Raw genomic sequence first — 18,273 nt, 5'->3', positions numbered from 1 at the left:
TCATGGCCACGCTCACCCCTGCCGCGATCGCCGCGGCCGGCACCCTCGAATCCCCGGTCGCCGCGTCCGCCGGCGGCGACAAGGTCGCCCCGGTCGGCGACCGCGTGTGGGTGGAGGTGACCAACGGCGGCGGGGCGCCGATCACCGTCACCGTCCCGTCCTACGCCGCCGTCCGCGGCCAGGCCGCCGCCGACCGCACCGTCACCATCGCCGCCTCCGCGACCAAGAAGATCCCGATCTTCGCGGAACTCAACACCAACCCGTCCGACGGGCTGGCCTCGATCTCCTACTCCGGCGTCACGTCGGTGACCGTCGCCGCCTACCGGTCCTGACCCGTCCCCGCACCTCGTTCCCGCTCGCCCCGTGCCATCGGCCGGGGCGCTTCTCATGCCCGAGGAGTCTCCTGTGTCCGACCTCATCAGCGACGGCCTCACCAAGGTGGTGTGGTGCGCCTCGCTCTCCAGCCAGAGCGCACCGGGCGCCACCGAGCTGAACGCCGCCCCCGACTACACCCTGCGCATCACCCCCGACGGCCTGAAGGCCGACCCGTCCACGGCCGGTGTCGACACCGGCAGCCTCGGATCCACCACCGACACCGAGGAGGTGGGCCGGGTCAAGTGGGACCTGGAGCTGACCTTCAAAATCGGGTCGACGCCCACCGAGCAGCTGCCCTACACCACCCTCACCCGCGGCACCCACGGCTTCCTCGTCGTGCGCCGCGACATCCCGTTCGCCACCGCGTTCGCCAGCGGCCAGTCCGTGGAGGTGTACCCGGTCGCCTGCGGCCAGCGGGCCCGCAAGTCCCCGGCGGCCAACGAGGTCGCCAAGTACAGCGTCCCGCTGAAGGTGACGTCCGAGGCGACCCCGGATGCGGTGGTCGCCTGATGGCCGGCAAGGGACCCGCCCCGCGCCCGGCCGGGCCGGACATCGAGAGCATCATCGCGAACGCGACCCTGCGCGAGACCACCGTGCCGCTGTGCATGGCCGGTCACCTCCAGGGCGAGTACGAGGACCTGGAGCGGCAGCTCACCGCGGCGGCCACCTTCGTCGGCGACTCCCTCGCGGGCAGCCCGACGACCACGATCGCCGTGCGCATGGAGGAGCTGCGGGCCGAGATGGCCGAGCACCTGGTCGAGTACCGCTTCCGCGCGCTGGTGCCCCAGGCGTGGTCGGACCTGCTCGCCGCCCACCCCGGCGACGCGGGCCGCCTGTTCGACCCGGACACGTTCGGGCCCGCGGCCGTCGCCGCGTGCGCCGTCGCACCGGTCATGACCGTCGAGCAGTACCAGCGGCTGGACAAGAAGCTGACGGCCGGCCAGCAGGAGGCCCTGTTCGACGCCGTGTGGAAGCTGAACACCAGCGTGGTGCAGGCCGTCCCTTTTTCGTTGCTCGCCTCCGCGACCGCCGCCTCCCTCACCGCCGGGAAGTAGAGGCCGCCCGCGCCTGGGGCGTCCCGAGGTCGGTGTTCCTGGGCCGGGCGCCCGGGCCCGGTGAGGCGCTGTGGACCGACTCCGATCGGGCGTGGGCGCTCGCTCTCCTGCAGGTCGAGGACGAGACGTGCCGCGGCTGCGGCCAGCCGCTCGGCGAGTCGACCAGCCCCGAGTTGGAGGAGGGGTGGACGGCCGAGGTGATCCGCTGCCACGCCTGCACCACCGCCGCCTACACCACCCGCGCGTTCCAGAAGGACGGCGACAGCGACGGCGTCCACGTCCACGTCCACCGGAAGGAGGGCCGCCGTGGCTGACCGCACCGTGACCGTCCGCCTCGGACTGGACAACTCGGCCGCGCGCCGGGGCGCGACCCAGTCGGAGCAGGACTTCCGGCGGGTCGGCCAGGCCGCTCGGGCGTCGGCGGACCAGCAGGAGTCCGCGTTCCAGCAGGCCGCCGCGTCCGCGCAGCGCTCCTTCGAGCAGACCGCGGCCGCCGCCCGCACCTCGGGCCGATCCACCCAGGAGTCCCTCGCGGCCACGACGGTCAGCGTGGAGCGGCTCGGCCTGGTGACCGCGGACATCCCGGCCGTCTTCCGGGCGGCCGGGATGTCCGCCGCGGGCGCGTTCGGCGAGATCTCCACGTCGGCCACCGGCGCCTCCGAGGCTCTGTCCCGCACCGGTGCCACCACGGTGAGCATGTCGGCGACCGCAGGCGAGGCACTGGCCCGGCTCGCCGCCACCGGCACCGGCAGCCTCGCCGAGGTCACCGCTGCCGCCCGGCCGGCGGCCGCCGCGACCGAGCGGATCGCGGCCGCCGCCGGGCCGATCCCGGCCACCTTCCGGGCCGCCGGGGCGTCCGCCACCCGCTCCCTCGACGGGATCGCCGTCTCGGCGACGACCGCCAGCCAGGCCCTGGCCCGCACCGGCACCACCACGGTGGCCCTGTCCGGCGAGGCCTCGGCCGCGCTCGGCCGGCTCGGCGCGGTAGGCCGCTCCGCCCTGACCGAGGTCACCACCGCGGCCCCGCCGGCCGCCGCCGCCACCCGGGGCATCGCCGCCGCCGCGGCCGAGATCCCCCCGACGTTCGCCGCCGCCGGTGCCGCCGCGACCGGCACCCTGGCCCAGATCACCGCCGCCGGCACCCGCTCCTCGCTGGCTCTCGCGCAGGCCTCGACGACGCTCACGGCCAGCACCCTCGCGGCCGCCACCGGCGCCCTGCGCGCCAGCCAGCGCGTCACCGCCGTCGCCGGGGAGATCCCCCCGGCGTTCGCAGCCGGGGGCACCGCCGCGACGGCCTCGCTGGCGCAGATCACCGCGGCGAGCACCCGCTCGTCGCTCGCCATCGGCCAGGTCTCCACCACCCTCACCTCCGCCAACCTGGCCGCCGCCACCGGGGTGGAGCGGATCGGCCTCGCGTCCCGGATCGCCCTGACCGAGGCGGCGGCCGCCGCCGGCATCGTCACCGCCGAGGCCGCCGCCGCGCAGGCGTCGCTTTGGGGCCGCGCGCAGATGGCCGTCACGAGCTGGTCGGCCGCCACCCGCACGAATGCGGCGGCGGCCGGCTCGGCCATGGTGTCCGCGGCCGAGCGCGGCGAGAAGGCCTTCGGGACGATGCGCACCGCCGGCCTGCTGATGCTCGGCGCGTTCGCCGCGGCCTCGATCACTGCCGCCCGCTTCGAGAAGGCGATGAGCGGCGTGCAGGCCGTCGCGGGCGCCACCGCCGAGGACATGACCCGGCTGCGTGACGCCGCGCTGGACGCCGGACGGCAGACCGCCTACTCCGCGTCCCAGGCCGCGCAGGCCGAGGCCGAGCTCGCCAAGGCGGGCGTGTCCGTGAAGGACATCCTGGGTGGCGCGCTCAAGGGCGCCCTGGCCCTCGCCGCCGCCGGTCAGGTCGACCTCGCGGAGGCGGCCGTCGTATCCGCGCAGGCCATGAACTCCTTCGGCCTGAAGGGCAAGGACGTCACCCACATCGCCGACCTCTTGGCCGCAGGTGCGAACAAAAGTGCGGCCGACGTCCACGGGCTGGGCGAGTCCCTGCGTATGGGCGGTCTGCTCGCCCGCCAGACCGGCCTGTCCCTGGAGGACACCGTCGGCGCGCTGTCGGCCTTCGCGGACAGGGCGCTGATCGGCTCGGACGCCGGCACGTCGCTGAAGACGATGCTGCAGCGCCTGGTCCCGCAGTCCGACGAGGCGCTCGGCATCATGCAGCAGTTGGGGTTCTCCGCCTACGACACGGGCGGCAACTTCGTCGGCCTCACCAAGCTCGCAGGCAACCTGAAGAGCAGCTTCTCGGACTTGACGCCGGAGGCGAGGAACGCCGCGTTCGCGACCATTTTCGGCTCGGACTCCGTGCGCGCGGCGACCATCCTCTACGAGCTGGGCGCCGAGGGCGTCGACCGGTACCGCGACGCGGTCAACGATCAGGGCGCCGCGTCCCGGATGGCCGCCACCCAGCTCGACAACCTGGCGGGCGACCTGGAGGCGCTGAAGGGCGCCCTGGAGGTCGCGCTGATTCAGACCGGCACCGAGGCCAACAAGACCCTGCGGAGCATGGCCCAGTGGGTCACCGACCTCGTCAACGCCTACACCTCCCTGCCGAGTTGGGCGCAGAACTCGGCCGCGGGGGTCCTGGCGTTCGGCGGCGCGCTCCTGATCGCCGCCGGCGGCTTCATGCTGATCCTCCCGCGCATCGCGGCATTCCGCGCGGCCGTCACCAGCCTGGCGCTGACCATGCCGCGGCTCACGGCGGCGGCGACGGGCACCATGTCCGTCCTGACCGGCCCGTGGGGTGCGGCCATCGGTCTCGCGGTCGCCGCGCTGACCATCTTCGGCCTGTCCACGAAGGACGCGAAGCAGCAGACGCAGGACCTCACCGAGGCCGTCAAGGCCGACGGCAACGCGATCGGCGCGGCCACCAAGGCGTGGGTGGCGCACAAGCTGGAGACCGACGGGGTCCTCAAGGCCGCCCAGACGATGGGGCTCAGCACCGCTGACCTCACCGAGGCGATCCTCGGCAACGGCTCCGCCCTGGAGCGTGTCAACGGCCACCTCGCGTCCTTCCGGACCGCGTCCGGCGAGTCCACCAACGTGCAGTTGGCGGCCGTCGGCATCGCGAAGGACTGGCAGAAGAACCTCGACAAGGTCGACGGGTCACTGGGCAGCCTGACCGGCAAGGTCAACGACTCGGTGGCCGCCGCCAAGCGTGAGGCGGAGGCCACCAACGCGGCGGCCTCCGGCACCGCCAAGCTCGGCGAGGCCGCCCAGGTCACCGCCTCGGACCTGGCCGACACCCGGTCCGAGGCCGAGAAGCTGACCGACGCCCTCAACTCGCTGAACGGCGCGAACATCTCGTCGATGCAGGCCGCGATCCGTGTCGAGGAGTCCTTCGCAGGCCTGCGCAAGGAGGTCAAAGACTCGGGCAACGAGTTGGACATCACGACCGAGAAGGGCCGCAAGGTCAAGGGCGCGATCCTGGACGCCGCCGCGGCCGCCCAGGCGCACGCCGAGGCCGTGATGAAGCAGACCGGCAGCACGGAGCAGGCGACCATCGTGCTGGGCGAGGACGTCGAAGCGCTGAAGAAGGTGATGACCCAGGCGGGCTTCACCAAGCAGCAGATCGACAGCCTGACCATGGCCTACGCCCAGGTCCCGGCCGCCAAGCAGACGCTGATTACCGACCCGGGCGCACTCCAGACGATCAAGGACCTGCAGGACGTCAAGGCAAAGGTCGAGGACGTCCCGCCCGGCAAGAGCATCACGATCCGGGCGCCAAGCACCGACGCGATCCGCGACCTGCAGAGCATCGGCCTCACCGTCGAAAAGGTCCCGGGCACCAAGGACGTCAAGGTCACCGTCCCGGTCAGCGACGCCGTGTCGGGATCGACCCGGATCCAGCAGCTCATCAACTCGATCCAGGGCCGCACGGTGACCGTGAACGTGCAGACCGCCTACTCGGCGGGCCTGCACCGCGCGGGCGACCGCCCGGAGGAACAGGCCGCCGGGGCGATCCGGTACGCCGACGGCGGCCTCCGGATGGCCGCCAACGGCTGGGCCGACAGGGAGGCCATGGTCTCCAGCCGCCCGATCCTGTGGGCGGAGGCCGGGCGGGAGGCGTACATCCCGCTCGACCCGGCCAAGCGGATGCGCTCGATGATGCTGCTCGGCCAGGTCGCGAGCCTCTTCGACCAGCAGCTCATCCCGGCCCGCCCGTCCGCCCGGGACCTGATCCCGGCCCGGGCCCTGGCCGGGCCACCCGCTCCGGCCGCCGCCGGGCGCTCCCGCGGCGACACCACCATCATCCTCCAGGGCGCCCGCCAGACCGTCGAGGAGCAACTCGCCGACCTGGCGCGCCACATGGAGCACATCGGCTGAGAGGAGGTGGCGGTGGCCGGATACCCACCGGGCCTGGTCCTGGGCCGTCAGGTCACGCTCGGCGCCCTGCAGCTGGGCGTGGTCGACGGCGCCGGGGTCGCCTGGTCCGTCGGCAAGGACGGGCTGGGCGGCTGGGCCGGGCCCGCGACCCGCACGCAGTACTCGGACCGGCAGGCCGACCACGGCGTGTGGGCCGGGAGGACGTACCTGGGGGCGCGGGTCATCACACTGGCGGGCACGATCACGGCGCCCGATCTGGCAGCGCTGGACGGGGCGGTCGAGCAGCTGCTCGATGCGGCGGCGATCACCGACACGACGCTCACCGTCGCCGAGACGATCCCCAAGCAGGTGGTGGTGAGGCGGTCTGGGGAGCCCTTGGTCTCCTACGAGACGGACCGGGTCGCCCGGTACAGCGTGATGCTGACCGCCGAGGATCCGCGCCGGTACGCGACCGTCCTGCAGACCGGGACAGCGGGACTGCCGACGTCCTCGGGCGGGGTGACGCTGCCGATCACGCTGCCGCTCACCATTCCGGCGGGCAGCAGCGCCAGCACCATCACCCTCACCAACGCCGGGTCGATCGCGACTTGCCCTCTGCTCACCGTCGCCGGCCCGGCGCCCGGGTTCACCATCCTGACGCAGTACCCGGACGCGACCGTGCGCGCACTCACCTACTCGGACGCCCTGCTCGCCGGAGAGGTCCTGACCATCGACACCGCCACGCACACCGTGACCCTCACCGGCGGGGTGTCACGCCGCCGGTACCTGTCCGGCCAGTGGCCGCAGATCGGCCCCCGCCAGTCCGTCACGGTCTCGTGGACCAGCCCCGCCTACGACCCCGCCGCGCTGCTGACCGCCTCGTGCCGGTCGGCCTGGATGTGAGGAGCCCCGCCCGTGCCCACTGATCCGCTCTGGCTCCCGACACTCGGCTACGACGAGGGCGAGTTCCGCCTGATGGACTCGCCCCTCCTCATGTCCGACGGCACCGCGCGCGGCTCCAGGCCCGGCGTCCGCCCCGGTGACCCCGGGTTCAACGTGACCCTGGCCGGGACCGCGGTCAACGTCTCCGCCGGAGTGGCCTCCCTCCACCGGTCCGGCCAGGGTGTCTACCGGGCCCAGCTGCCGGCCAGCAACCCGGGCAACCTGGTCGCGGCCGACGGCACGTACAGCCGCATCGACCTGGTCTACCTGCGCGTCTGGGACACTGCGGTCGACGCCTCGGGCCTGAGGAAAGCCGACACGGTCTACCTGGCGGGCACCCCCGGGTCGACGCCGTCGGCCCCGACCCCGGCCGGCACCCAGATCTGGATCACGCTGGCCACGATCACCGTGCCGCCCACCGGCTCGGGCGGCACCGGTGCGGCCACCGTCTCCACCGCCGCCCGGCAGTACACGGTGGCACCGGGCGGTGTGCTGCCGGTCAGCCTGGCCGCCGACATCGCGGCCCCGGGCTCGTACGTCGGGCAGGCTAGGTTCAACGTCGCCCGGCTGGTGCCGGAGTACTGGTCCGGGTCGGCGTGGGCCGCCCAGGGCGACTGGGCGGCATACACGCCGGTCTGGACCGCGCCCGGCTCCAACCCCGTGATCGGCAACGGCACCCTCTTGGGGCGCTGGACGCGGATCGGGCGGACGATCATCTACAAGGGCCGGCTGGAGCCCGGCACCACGAGCACGGGCGGCGCCGGCACCTGGCAGATGTCCCTGCCGGTGGGCGCCGCGTCCGACAGCATCTTCACCGAGGGCTCCTGCGCCTACATCAACACCGGCGACAACAGCTACCTCGGCGTCGCGGAGATCGCCAGCGGCGGCACCGTGCTCACCTTCAACGTCAAGACCGGCCTGAACTCCAGCTCGGCGGCGCTGGTCACCACGTCGTCACCAGTCACCGCCAGCCTCACCACCAGCCTCCGCTGGACCATCACCTACGAGGCCGCCACGTGACCGGTGACCCGGTCGAACTGGCCTGGTACGGCTGCGACCTGCTCACCGGCGCGATCGCCGAGGAGCTGCCGTCGCTGACGCAGGGCGGCCCGATCGGCCGCCGTCTCGGCGCCTACACCTCGGCCGTCTTCGACCTCCACCTCGGCGGCGCGCCGGACGACTGGGAGGCGGCCACAGACCCCGGCCGCACGATGCTCGTCGCCGTCGATACAGCCACCGACCAGCCGACATGGTGCGGCATCACGCTGGTGCGCGAAGGCGGCTCGGAGGACAGCGTGCGCCTCGCCGCCGCCACCCCCGAGGTGTACCTCGACCGCCGCTACCCGGGCGACTACACCGCCAGCGGCCTCGACCAGACGTCGGTGATGGCCGCGCTCTCGGCCCCGGCACTGACCGGCGGCCCGCCCATCACCCTGGACACGGTGGCCTCCGGTACCGCGATCGACTACGCGGTCGTCGACGGCGACGACCGCGGGGTCCTGTCCTACCTCCAGGAGATCAGCGCCATGGCCGGCGGGCCCGAGCTGACCGTGGACGCCCTGTGGGCGGACGCCGCCCACAGCCGCGTCAGCCTCGTCCTGCGACTCCGCCCCACCATCGGCGTTCAACTCGCCCAGCCCGAGGCCGTTTTCGACATGCCCGGCTGCGTCGCCTCCTACTCCCTCACCGAGTCCTACGAGCGCGGCCGCGGCGCCACCTCGGTCACCGCGCGCGGCGACCGGGCGCTCGGCGAGCGGGCCACCAGCACCGCCCACACCGCCTCGGCGCTCCTCGCGGCCGGGTGGCCGCTGTGGGAGCACCGATGGTCCCCGGGCCAGGGCATCACGGACGCCGACCAGCTGGAGCGGCACGCCGCCGAAGCGATCGCCCTGATGGGCACCGGCACCAGGGCGTGGGCTCTGCAGGCGGTCGCCTCCCGCGCGCCCCGGCTCGGCACCGCCTGGGGCCTGGGCGACAGCGTGCGCCTGAACGTCGACTCCTCACCGAGGCACCCGGCCGGTGTCGACGTCGTCGCCCGCGCGTGGGGCTGGTCCCTCGACCCGGCCGCCGACCGACTCACCCCGATCATCCTGGAGGACGAGTGAGCAGCAGCATCCGAGACCAGCAGCTCCCGCGCGAGCCGTCGTGGCTGGCGCGCCGCATCGAGGAGGTGGCCGCGGCCCTCGACCACCTGCGGGCCCGCACCCCGGACTCGGCGGCCGCCGATGCCCTGCTGCCGCCGCTGGACGCGGACCTCTCCCGGTGGCCGCAGACCACCTCCACGACCTACACGCAGATCAGCCGCGCCTCCAACATCGCCTGGAAGAGGCGACTGCGCCTCATGGTGGCGACGACCACGTCCGGCGGGTCGACCGGCACCGTCCGCGTGCTCATCAACGGCGCCGTGTGGGCGACCGGCACCGCGGGCGCCACCCTCGACACCACCGCGCCCCTGCCCACCTCGGTCTCGATCGGCGATCAGTACCTGATCGCGATCGAGGCCGTCCGCACGTCCGGCACCGGGGCGGTCCACGCCCAGGTGCAGCTCATCCGCGCCACCGACTGAGGAGCCCTGTGCACACCGTTACCACCCTGCGCGCCGACACCCCGCAGCAGCTCGCCGAGCGCCTGGCGCCCCTCGCGGCGCAGGAGTTCATGGCCGGCCGGGCGGGCACCCTGTCGTCCGCGTCGGCCGGACAGCCGCAGATCCACGGCGACCTGTGGCTGCTGGCGCTCGCCCGGCCGAGCCTCGACCCCGGCGAGTGGGTCGTGTACGCGCTCACCCCGGCTGAGGACATCCCGGGTTGGCCGCACCAGACCGGCTACTACACGGGCGGTGTGCGGGACCCGCGCCAGATCGCCCAGGCCCTCGCCTCCGCCGGCCACCAGGTCGCGCTCCGCCGCTACAGCGGGCTCGCCGTGGCGTACACGGACCAGGACGTCCCGCTCACCTGACCACCCCGCCCCGCGCCGGATCGGCCGGGGCTTTCCCATGTCTGGAGGCCTGATGGCCTGGTTCCCCGGTGCGGAGAAGATGGAACTCCAACCCGAGTCGGACGAGCAGCCGGCGATCGTGCCGACGCAGCTAATCTTCCACAGCATCGCGGCGGCGTGGACGCCACGGCGTACGTACCAGTACTGGCGGGACTCGACGAATCTGGAGTCGCACTTCGGGGTCGGGTACGACGGGTCGGTCGGCCAGTTCGTTGGCACCGAGACGAGGGCGGACGCGAACGCGGCGGCGAACCGGCGGTCGAACGGGACCGGTGCGGTGAGCGTCGAGACCGCGAGTGACGACCAGGCGACCGACCCGTGGACGGATGCCCAGGTCGAGGCCCTGGTCCGGATCGGGGTGTGGATGCACCAGCAGCACGGCATCCCGCTCCGGATCTGCCGGACCGCCAGCGACCCCGGCTACGGGATCCACCGCATGTTCCCGGAGTGGTCGGGCGGCGGGACGGTCTGCCCCGGCGACGTCCGAGCCCGGCAGTTCCGAGAGCGGGTGTTCCCCGCGATCGTGGCCCGCGCGACTGGGGCGACCGCCCCGCCCACCCCCAAGCCCACTCCCGAGGAGGACCCCTTGGCCGGCATCACCATCGGCGACATCGAGGCCGCCGTCCGGCGCCAGCTCGACGCCACCCGCGACCTCGACACCCACTCCGTCCTGTACTGGCTGCTCCAGTCCCTGAAGCCGGACCCGGCCGATCCGGGCGACCACCCGCTCCGCTGGGTCGTCGGGCCGCTCGGGCAGGCCCTGCGGTCGCTGCCGCAGACCACCCAGGACCAGGTGCGCGCCGCGGTCGAGCAGGCCCTCGCCGACGGCCTGGAGCTCAACGTCACCACGAAGGGGAACTGACGATGCGCGACTCCACACGCCGTACGATCCGTACCACCGTCCAGACCGGTCTCGGCATCGCGGCTGCGCTGCCGCTGATCGTCCAGGCATCCGGCATCCCCGAGGCAACGCCCGGTGTCGGCGTCGGCCTGGCCGTAGCCGCCGGCGTCACCAAGGTGATGTCCCTGCCCGCGGTCGACAAGCTGCTGCCGCGCTGGCTGCGCGCCGTGCCGGACCCCGACGACGACGCGCTCACCCGGGCGGTCCGCGAGTGACCAGCCCGACTCCGGACCCTCTCACGACTATGGCGGTCAATCTGGCAGAGATCCGGGGCGAGCTGAACACCGGCCTCGCCAACATCAACGGGACTTTGCGCTTGCTCCAGCAGTCCGACCGCCACACGGGGCAGACGCTGGCCGAGCACGGCGCCACCCTCACCGACCACGAGCGGCGCATCGTCGACGCCGAGCGGGCCCGGGCCGCCGCCGAGGAGGTCCGGCAGTCGGACCGGCGGCGGGTGCAGGTGATGGCGGCGGTCGTCGGCATCGCCTCGGGGATCCTGACTGCTCTGGTCACTGCGCTGGCGATCATTCGACCGTGAAGCACCGCGCCCCCGTCCTCCTTCGGGAGGGCGGGGGCGGTTTCGCGTGTGGATGGAGATCTGCCGAACCCGCCCCTTCAACCGCTGGCAGCAGCCATCCTGGTAGCCCACCCGGCAGAGAGGGAGAGCACCGTGAAGCTCAAGTTCCTTGGCAGCACCAGCGAAGACGGTAAGTGCCCCACGCTGTACGAGACGGAGACCGGCGACATCGTGGTCCAGGGCTACCAGCTCACGGATCCCGAAGCCCTCGCCCAGTTGCGGAACGTGCTGCCTGGCGAGACCTTCGTTGTCGTCCCCCGCGACCTGCTGACCCGCTTCACTCCTAAGGTCTGACCCATGCCCAAGTTCATCAGCGACGCCCAGTTCGACCACTTCTTCGGCGACGGGTTCGCCCACACCGCATGGCGGTTGGAGAGCCGCCGCAGCTACGCGTCCGACCGCGCCGGAGACGGCTTCAAGCGGTGGCTACGCGGCGAGGACCCGCGGACGGACCCGACTCGCCCGTGGTGCCTGAACATCGCGGCGCAGACCGCGGCCGGCAAGCGCGTCGGGCGGGTGCGCATCGCTGACGACCCGATCACCGACGGACAGGCCTACCTGCTGCACGTCGGATGGGCCAACGTTCAGGCAGGCGAGACCATCGAGCACCTGCCACGGGCGACGGCCCGACGCCTGAACCTGCCGGAGCGCGACTTCTGGCTGTTCGACTCCAAACACTTGCTGGAGATGCACTTCGACCAGGACGACAACTACCTCGGCGCGGAGCTGATCGACGCCTCCGAGGCCGTTCTCGACGCGTGCCAGATCCGCGACCGCGCACGGCACTACGCCGTGGCCCGGGTCGACTTCGCTGACCGGGCGGCGTCCCGGGTGTGAGCGACTTCCAGCGGGCCCGTGAAGCCCTCGGGGTCCGTCTCCAGCAGCTTCGCGGCGACGCAGGGCTGACCGGCCGGGCTCTGGCCGCCGGCCTAGGGTGGCCCCACTCGAAGATCAGCAAGTTGGAGAACGGCCGCCAGACCGCCACACCCCACGACCTCGCCGCATGGGCCAAGGCGACCGGCCACCCCGCTCTGTCCGCTTCCCTGCAAGCCGATCTGAGCGCGCTGGAGACGCACTACCGGTCTTGGCGCCGCCGCCTGGCCAGCGGCCACCAGCCGGCCCAGCAGGAGGCCGGGGCCCAAGAGCGCGGCGCCCAGCTCGTGAGGGCCTACGAGCCGAACATCGTACCCGGCATGCTCCAGACCCCCGACTATGCCCGCCACGTCCTGCTCGCCTCAGCCGCGCTCCACCAGTCGCCCCGGGACACGGACGACGCCGTACGCGAGCGGATGCGCCGCCAGGAACTGCTGTACGCGCCCGGACGGCACTTCCGGTTCGTCCTCTGGGAAGGTGCGTTGAGAGCCCGGGTGTGCCCGTCCGGGGTGCTCGCCTCCCAGCTGGACCGGCTGTCCGGGCTGGTCGGGCTCGACACGGTCAGCATCGGGATCATCCCGTTCTCGGCCGACCTGCCGTTGACGCTGCGGCACGGCTTCTGGATCCACGACCAGTCGTATGTGACCGTCGAGACGATCAACGCCGCGCTGCATCTCGACGACCAGGCCGACGTGACGCTCTACCTTCGAGCCTGGGGGATGTACGAGCGGACCGCGGCCATGGGCTCTGAGGCCCGCCGCATCATCGTCGCGGCCCGTCACTCGCTCGGCGCAACCTGAGAAGCACCGGGAAGCACCGAGAACCCGCCTCGAAACATCGAGAAACACAGCCCCTTCGCTGAGAAACCCCGCCCTACCGTGCTGGATGCAACAGGCCAACCGCCTCCCCGGCACGGCCTGTCTGCCCGTACCCCAGCACGGCCAAGGGAGGACAGGCACATGGCCTTGACCAGCGACGAAGACTGGACCGTGAGCGTTGACGGGCGCCTGGACCCCCAAGCCCTACCGCCGACGGCGGCTCTGACCGCTGTCTGGCAGGCCGTCCGAGAGCTGGAGCTCGGGGAGCAGCAGCACGCCGCGCTGAAGCTTCTCTTCGGCACCGGGGGCACCGAGATGGTCGAGGCGGCCCTCGACGGCGGGACGCTCGACTTCCCGGTCGTCCTCCCGACCCGGCGGATTCTCATCCGGGTCCGTCGTGGCGACGGCCGGACCGCCAGGCAGAGGCATGCCGGACGGTACCGAGTGATGCAGGAGCCGCGGCAGGGGCGGAACCCCGGGCTGTGGGTGGTGGTGGACAGCAGGACGGGCGAGCCGGTCCGTGAGGAGGGGCGCGTCCTGCGGTGGGGCATCGCGGCAAGCGCGCAGTCCTGGATTAGCAGAGAGCTGGCCCGCGGCGACTACCAGGGGAAGGCTGGCCATGCCCACGCTTCCTGAGGAGGAGACCGACACGCCCCTGCCGGACGCGGGCCGCGTCGAGCTGGGGACGTGCATCGGCTGCGGGGCGCGGGCCGTGGGGTACTTCGTCGAACAGCGGCCGGGTCGTCCCGCGCTGGTCGAGCACTGTACCGGGGACGAGGCTCACCGCGACTCGCCGCAGTTGACGGCTGCCGCGGCGGTCTCGGTCGCCGCCGTCGTGCTGGTGTGCGTGCTGCTGCTGACCATCTGGCGCTGACCGCGCCCCACTCTCCACGAGGGAAACATCTTGGGAATCTTCCGCAAGTCCACCCCGCCCGCTGCTGCTGCCGTCGACCGCGCGGATGCGGCTGCCGCTCAGGCCGAGCTGGCCCGCTACTCGGTCGAGGACGGCGACGAAGGCGCCGCCGAGCACCGGCGGCGCAAAGCCGTTCGGGCGGCGAAGGGCCTCCGCCTACCTGCCCGCGATGAGTCGGAGGCCGACATCGACTGATCGGCCCCACCGGGCCCGGGCCGGGCGCCAGGATGGACGCCCGGCCGACCGGCCGGCAGAGAGAGGAGAGCTTCCGTGAGCGGCATCATCCCGCCCGACCGGCAGGGCCGGTGGGGCGTACGACGAGGCGGCGGCAGCCGCGGCCCCAGCCGGACACTCCGCCACCCCACCATGCCCCCGCAGGGAGTCCTCCCGGCGGTGCCCGAGGATCCGGACCAGCCGGACGAGACCGAGGAGAACGAGATGACGCCACAGAAGGATCCGAGCGGCGGCTCCGGCGGGATCGGCGGGCCGAAAGCTCCGCCGGCTGCGCCGAAGACCCCGCCCCCGCCCCCGCCGCCGCCATCGGAGTAGCCCCACCGCACACCAGGTCCTACTCGTCCCGGAACAGTCTCCAGGTGGCCACGCGTAAGCCCTGCGCGATCCGGTAGACCACGTCGATGCTGATGGCGTGGACGCCGTTCTCAGCCCTGCTGATCGTCCGGTGGTCCAGCCCCGCCCGGTCAGCGAGTTGGACCTGGGAGAGCTTGGCAGCCAGGCGGTGTGTACGGATACGTCGTCCCACCTCCCAGCGGTGGCGCTGAACCGGGTCATTGTGATCATCAGTGGGCACTAGCCAACGCTTACGGCCACTGACCTGCCGTGTCTTTGCCAAGCATGGCAAATCTGGCGACAATCAGTCGCCCCCCGACAGCTCCGCGAGGAGCCTGGAAGCGGTGCTGGAGGTTGCGTATCCCCCAGCACCGTCAGATGCCGATCACCGGCGTCCCGCCCCGGCGCCGTTTGGCGCCGGGGCGGTTTAGTGTGTAAGCAAGAGAGCCCCCGTCGATGTGCACGACGGGGGCTCTTGCGTGGTCGGCCTGCGGTTGTCCTCCCCGGCCGGCCACGTCTACGCGAAGGGGGCGTATCCGGCCGCGCGAAGCTCGACCGCCCCTACAGGAACGACTGTACGCGACGGACCTGACAGCGGCGCAAGGGTTTGTTGAACGTTCCTTTGCTTTCCCCTGGCGGGGTAGTGGACTTTTTGCGGACTCTCAAGATCAAAAAAGGGCCCGGAGCTTGATCGCTTCCGGACCCTTTCGCCTGGTCAAAGGCCCGAGCCCCCTGTCGGATTCGAACCGACGACCTACGCTTTACAAGAGCGGTGCTCTGGCCAGCTGAGCTAAGGAGGCATGGTGACCGTCCGCGACGTGGTCACGGCGGCACCGGGGGCAGTCTACCGGGCGTGAACGGGCCGGTGGGGGGATATCCGGGGGTTGGGCGGGAGCCGCCCCCGGGGAGCGGACGTGATGGAACCGATGCCGAATTCCGATCGGCCGGGGGCTGACAATCGGCGGAAGCGCAGGTAGCGTCGCCGGAAGCCGGTGCGCGCCGTGGTTCAGACCACGGCCGATCGAGCCGGCGACAGCGATTCCCCCACCTTTACTCGGATCGTCCGGCACGTTCCTGCCGGTGAAGGAGAGCACAGCCATGGCTTCTGTGACGTACGACAAGGCGACCCGTGTCTACCCCGGGGCCGACAAGCCCTCGGTGGACGCCCTGGACCTGGACATCGCGGACGGCGAGTTCCTCGTCCTCGTCGGCCCCTCCGGCTGCGGCAAGTCGACCAGCCTCCGCATGCTGGCCGGCCTGGAGGACGTCAACAGCGGCGCGATCCGCATCGGCGACCGCGAGGTCACCCACCTGCCGCCGAAGGACCGGGACATCGCGATGGTGTTCCAGAACTACGCGCTGTACCCGCACATGACCGTCGCCGAGAACATGGGCTTCGCGCTCAAGATCGCCGGCGTCAACAAGTCGGAGATCCGCGCCAAGGTCGAGGAGGCCGGCAAGATCCTCGACCTCACCGCGCTGCTGGACCGGAAGCCGAAGGCGCTCTCCGGCGGTCAGCGCCAGCGTGTCGCGATGGGCCGCGCGATCGTCCGCGAGCCGCAGGTCTTCCTGATGGACGAGCCGCTGTCCAACCTGGACGCCAAGCTCCGCGTCTCGACCCGTACCCAGATCGCCGGCCTGCAGCGCCGCCTGGGCATCACCACGGTGTACGTGACCCACGACCAGACCGAGGCGCTCACCATGGGCGACCGGGTCGCGGTGCTCAAGGACGGCCTCCTGCAGCAGGTCGACACCCCGCGCAACATGTACGACCGGCCCGCCAACCTCTTCGTCGCCGGCTTCATCGGCTCGCCCGCGATGAACCTGGTCGAGGTGCCGCTGGTCGACGGCGGCGTGAAGTTCGGCGGCTCGGTCGTCAACATCTCCCGCGAGGACCTGTCCGGCGCCGGCACCGACAAGACCGTGACCGTCGGCATCCGCCCGGAGCACTTCGAGATCGTCCCCTCGGGCGGCATCGAGGGCGTCGCCGTCACCGTCAACGTGGTCGAGGAGCTCGGCTCGGACGGCTTCGTGTACGGCACCACCCAGATCGGCGGCGCGGACAAGGACCTGGTGGTCCGCGTGCACGGCCGCCAGATCCCGGCCCGCGGCGAGACCATCCACGTCGTGCCGATCGCCAACGAGACCCACGTGTTCTCCACCAGCAGCGGCGCCCGCCTCTCCAACTGAGCGGCCCCGACCGGCTCCGGCCGGCCGTGGCGCGCAGCACCCCGTCGGAGCCCCGTCGGACCGTCACCGGTCCGGCGGGGCTCCGCCGCGTCCGGCCACCCCAACGGGTGATGACGTCAACACGGTGCAGGGACGAACCCGGACATCCTGTCACCCGATGGTGTAACGGAGGGCGATGTGGCGCCCACCCACCGCTACTCTCCTGAGCGTGAAGCAGCTAGTTCGCCGAATCGGCCAGACCGTCGCCCTCGCCCTGCCCGTCGTCCTGGTGACCACCGGCACCCTCGCCGTGACCAGGGTGCCGTGGGCACCGCCGACCGCGCTGGACCAGCAGGTCGTGGCGGCGTCCAGCGGGGACGGCGCCGGGATCGGCCGGACGGCGACCGCCGGCAGGGCCCCCGACGGGCTCGCCCCCCAGGACGCGCTGCGCGTCGTGCTCCTGGACGAGCTGCGGGCGCACAACCCGGGCAGCGCGCTGGACCTGCTGGAGCGCTCCATGCGCGAGCAGCCCGCGCTGACGCCGTACTGCACCTCGCTCGCCACCGAGCTGGGCAAGGCCGCGGTGCGCAAGTACCAGGGCGACGTCCAGCGCGCCCGGTCCTTCGCCCGCCCGGTCTGTGACGGCGCCTTCGCCTCCGGCGCCTCCGCCTGACCCGGGGCACCACCCGGCCCGGTGTCGCCGACCGGCGGGTGGCCGGCCGGGGTGTCGTCGGCCCGAGCGGCCCCGGTGACGGGCGCCACCGACCCGGGTGGTGCCCCGGCCGACCGCGTCCGTCACCGGTCCGCGCGATGCCGGCCCGCGGGCCCGGTACCGCGCCTATTGTTCAGCCATGAGCGCTGACTCCGGCCCCGCCGCCGCCCAACCGGCCCACCAGCCCCCGCCCGGCCCGGTACCCGTGACCCAGGCCGTCATCCTGGCCGGTGGCCAGGGCTCGCGGCTGCGGCCCTACACGGACGACCGCCCCAAGCCGCTGGTCGAGATCCCCGGCACGGGCACGCCGATCCTCGGCCACCAGCTGGCCTGGCTCGCCTCCGAGGGCGTCACCGACGCGGTCGTCTCCTGCGGCCACCTCGCGGACGTGCTGGAGGAGTGGCTCGACAAGGCCGACCTTCCGATGAAGGTCCGCACGGTGGTCGAGGCCGAGCCGCTCGGCCGAGGCGGCGGGCTCAAGTACGCCGCCGCGGCCCTGCCACGCCCCGACGAACCCTGGTACGCCACCAACGGCGACATCTGGACCCGGTTCAGCCTGCGCGACATGGCCGCGTTCCACCACGAGCGCGACGCCGTCGCGACCCTCGCGCTGGCCCGCCCGCGGATCCCGTGGGGCGCGGTCGAGACCGACCAGTTCGGCAACGTCCTCGACTTCATCGAGGCCCCGCCCTCGCCGTTCCTCATCAACGCCGGGCTCTACGTGTTCAGCCCGGAGTTCGCCGAACTGCTGCCGGACGTCGGCGACCACGAGCGGACCACCTTCCCCCAGCTGGCCCGCAGCAAGCGGCTGGCCGGCTACCAGCTGCCGCAGGGCGTCTACTGGCGGGCCATCGACACCGCCAAGGACCTCACCGAGGCCGCCAAGGAGCTGGCCGCCGGCGCCGGCCGCGCCCCGCAGTGATCCGCCCCCGCCCCGTCCCTCGGTCCGCCCCCGGTGATCCGTCTCCCCCGGTGATCCGTCCCCCTCGGCGGGCCTGATCCCCGCGGTGGCCTCCCGCAG

23 protein-coding genes and 1 tRNA gene are annotated in these 18,273 nt (G+C 72.6%); 22 read left to right on the top strand and 2 right to left on the bottom strand.

Going from position 1 to position 18,273, the window contains the following annotated elements; all coding sequences use genetic code 11:
* The first annotated feature begins 2 nt into the window (after positions 1–2).
* From ACFWOG_RS04355 to ACFWOG_RS04265, 19 genes are all read left to right on the top strand, one after another.
* A complete protein-coding gene (locus ACFWOG_RS04355; protein ID WP_380354643.1) occupies positions 3–332 on the top strand; it encodes a hypothetical protein in 330 nt (109 codons plus the stop codon).
* A 73-nt stretch (positions 333–405) separates the two neighbouring features.
* Complete coding sequence (locus ACFWOG_RS04350; protein WP_380354641.1) at positions 406–885, top strand: hypothetical protein; 480 nt, start codon at positions 406–408, stop codon at positions 883–885.
* Positions 885–1,430 (top strand): hypothetical protein, encoded by a 546-nt coding sequence (locus tag ACFWOG_RS04345; protein ID WP_380354639.1) that lies wholly within the window; start codon positions 885–887, stop codon positions 1,428–1,430. Before ACFWOG_RS04350 ends, ACFWOG_RS04345 begins: the two co-directional genes overlap by 1 nt.
* A 32-nt stretch (positions 1,431–1,462) precedes the next feature.
* Positions 1,463–1,744, top strand: a complete 282-nt coding sequence (locus ACFWOG_RS04340) for a hypothetical protein (RefSeq protein ID WP_380354636.1) — start codon at positions 1,463–1,465, stop codon at positions 1,742–1,744.
* Complete coding sequence (locus ACFWOG_RS04335) at positions 1,737–5,804, top strand: phage tail tape measure protein (RefSeq protein ID WP_380354633.1); 4,068 nt, start codon at positions 1,737–1,739, stop codon at positions 5,802–5,804. Before ACFWOG_RS04340 ends, ACFWOG_RS04335 begins: the two co-directional genes overlap by 8 nt.
* A gap of 12 nt (positions 5,805–5,816) precedes the next feature.
* A complete protein-coding gene (locus tag ACFWOG_RS04330; protein ID WP_380354630.1) occupies positions 5,817–6,686 on the top strand; it encodes a hypothetical protein in 870 nt (289 codons plus the stop codon).
* Positions 6,687–6,698: 12 nt separating this feature from the next.
* Positions 6,699–7,745, top strand: coding sequence for a hypothetical protein (locus tag ACFWOG_RS04325; RefSeq protein ID WP_380354627.1), 1,047 nt, complete (start codon positions 6,699–6,701; stop codon positions 7,743–7,745).
* Entirely contained in the window at positions 7,742–8,830 is a 1,089-nt protein-coding gene (locus ACFWOG_RS04320) for a hypothetical protein (RefSeq protein WP_380354625.1), read from the top strand. Before ACFWOG_RS04325 ends, ACFWOG_RS04320 begins: the two co-directional genes overlap by 4 nt.
* The gene (locus ACFWOG_RS04315; protein WP_380354623.1) at positions 8,827–9,291 is read left to right on the top strand and encodes a hypothetical protein; all 465 of its coding nucleotides are present in this window, start codon (positions 8,827–8,829) and stop codon (positions 9,289–9,291) included. Before ACFWOG_RS04320 ends, ACFWOG_RS04315 begins: the two co-directional genes overlap by 4 nt.
* 8 nt (positions 9,292–9,299) lie before the next feature.
* Positions 9,300–9,680 carry a hypothetical protein gene (locus ACFWOG_RS04310; RefSeq protein WP_380354620.1) on the top strand — a complete coding sequence of 127 codons (381 nt, stop codon included), beginning with the start codon at positions 9,300–9,302 and terminating at the stop codon, positions 9,678–9,680.
* Positions 9,681–9,732: 52 nt separating this feature from the next.
* On the top strand, positions 9,733–10,581 hold the full coding sequence (locus ACFWOG_RS04305; protein ID WP_380354617.1) for an N-acetylmuramoyl-L-alanine amidase: 849 nt from the start codon (positions 9,733–9,735) through the stop codon (positions 10,579–10,581).
* Between the two features lie 2 nt (positions 10,582–10,583).
* A complete protein-coding gene (locus ACFWOG_RS04300; protein WP_380354614.1) occupies positions 10,584–10,835 on the top strand; it encodes a hypothetical protein in 252 nt (83 codons plus the stop codon).
* A 29-nt stretch (positions 10,836–10,864) separates the two neighbouring features.
* On the top strand, positions 10,865–11,161 hold the full coding sequence (locus ACFWOG_RS04295) for a hypothetical protein (protein ID WP_380354611.1): 297 nt from the start codon (positions 10,865–10,867) through the stop codon (positions 11,159–11,161).
* 132 nt (positions 11,162–11,293) lie between these two features.
* Positions 11,294–11,494 (top strand): hypothetical protein, encoded by a 201-nt coding sequence (locus tag ACFWOG_RS04290; protein ID WP_380354608.1) that lies wholly within the window; start codon positions 11,294–11,296, stop codon positions 11,492–11,494.
* Positions 11,495–11,497: 3 nt separating this feature from the next.
* On the top strand, positions 11,498–12,037 hold the full coding sequence (locus tag ACFWOG_RS04285) for a DUF6879 family protein (RefSeq protein WP_380354605.1): 540 nt from the start codon (positions 11,498–11,500) through the stop codon (positions 12,035–12,037).
* On the top strand, positions 12,034–12,873 hold the full coding sequence (locus tag ACFWOG_RS04280) for a helix-turn-helix domain-containing protein (RefSeq protein ID WP_380354602.1): 840 nt from the start codon (positions 12,034–12,036) through the stop codon (positions 12,871–12,873). The genes ACFWOG_RS04285 and ACFWOG_RS04280 overlap by 4 nt, the downstream gene beginning before the upstream one ends.
* A 159-nt stretch (positions 12,874–13,032) precedes the next feature.
* Positions 13,033–13,527, top strand: a complete 495-nt coding sequence (locus ACFWOG_RS04275; protein WP_380354599.1) for a hypothetical protein — start codon at positions 13,033–13,035, stop codon at positions 13,525–13,527.
* A complete protein-coding gene (locus ACFWOG_RS04270; RefSeq protein ID WP_380354595.1) occupies positions 13,511–13,765 on the top strand; it encodes a hypothetical protein in 255 nt (84 codons plus the stop codon). The genes ACFWOG_RS04275 and ACFWOG_RS04270 overlap by 17 nt, the downstream gene beginning before the upstream one ends.
* Before the next feature lie 30 nt (positions 13,766–13,795).
* Positions 13,796–13,999 (top strand): hypothetical protein, encoded by a 204-nt coding sequence (locus ACFWOG_RS04265; protein WP_380354592.1) that lies wholly within the window; start codon positions 13,796–13,798, stop codon positions 13,997–13,999.
* A 373-nt stretch (positions 14,000–14,372) separates the two neighbouring features.
* On the opposite strand, the gene ACFWOG_RS04260 is transcribed toward ACFWOG_RS04265, so the two are convergent.
* Together ACFWOG_RS04260 and ACFWOG_RS04255 are read right to left on the bottom strand one after the other, a co-directional pair.
* Positions 14,373–14,564, bottom strand: a complete 192-nt coding sequence (locus ACFWOG_RS04260) for a helix-turn-helix transcriptional regulator (RefSeq protein ID WP_380354590.1) — start codon at positions 14,562–14,564, stop codon at positions 14,373–14,375.
* Positions 14,565–15,097: 533 nt separating this feature from the next.
* A tRNA-Thr gene (locus tag ACFWOG_RS04255) sits at positions 15,098–15,171 on the bottom strand.
* A 298-nt stretch (positions 15,172–15,469) separates the two neighbouring features.
* Between ACFWOG_RS04255 and ACFWOG_RS04250 the strand changes: the two genes are divergently transcribed.
* From ACFWOG_RS04250 to ACFWOG_RS04240, 3 genes are all read left to right on the top strand, one after another.
* Positions 15,470–16,561 carry a sn-glycerol-3-phosphate ABC transporter ATP-binding protein UgpC gene (locus tag ACFWOG_RS04250; RefSeq protein WP_329885594.1) on the top strand — a complete coding sequence of 364 codons (1,092 nt, stop codon included), beginning with the start codon at positions 15,470–15,472 and terminating at the stop codon, positions 16,559–16,561.
* A 208-nt stretch (positions 16,562–16,769) separates the two neighbouring features.
* Entirely contained in the window at positions 16,770–17,213 is a 444-nt protein-coding gene (locus ACFWOG_RS04245) for a hypothetical protein (protein ID WP_329885595.1), read from the top strand.
* 178 nt (positions 17,214–17,391) lie between these two features.
* Positions 17,392–18,174 carry a nucleotidyltransferase family protein gene (locus tag ACFWOG_RS04240; RefSeq protein ID WP_329885596.1) on the top strand — a complete coding sequence of 261 codons (783 nt, stop codon included), beginning with the start codon at positions 17,392–17,394 and terminating at the stop codon, positions 18,172–18,174.
* The last annotated feature ends 99 nt before the right edge of the window (positions 18,175–18,273 follow it).

It is taken from the genome of Kitasatospora sp. NPDC058406 (genome assembly GCF_042722765.1).
Lineage (GTDB): Bacteria > Actinomycetota > Actinomycetes > Streptomycetales > Streptomycetaceae > Kitasatospora.
The sequence above is the reverse complement of the archived record's forward strand: the minus strand, read 5'-3'. Positions and strand labels throughout refer to the sequence as shown.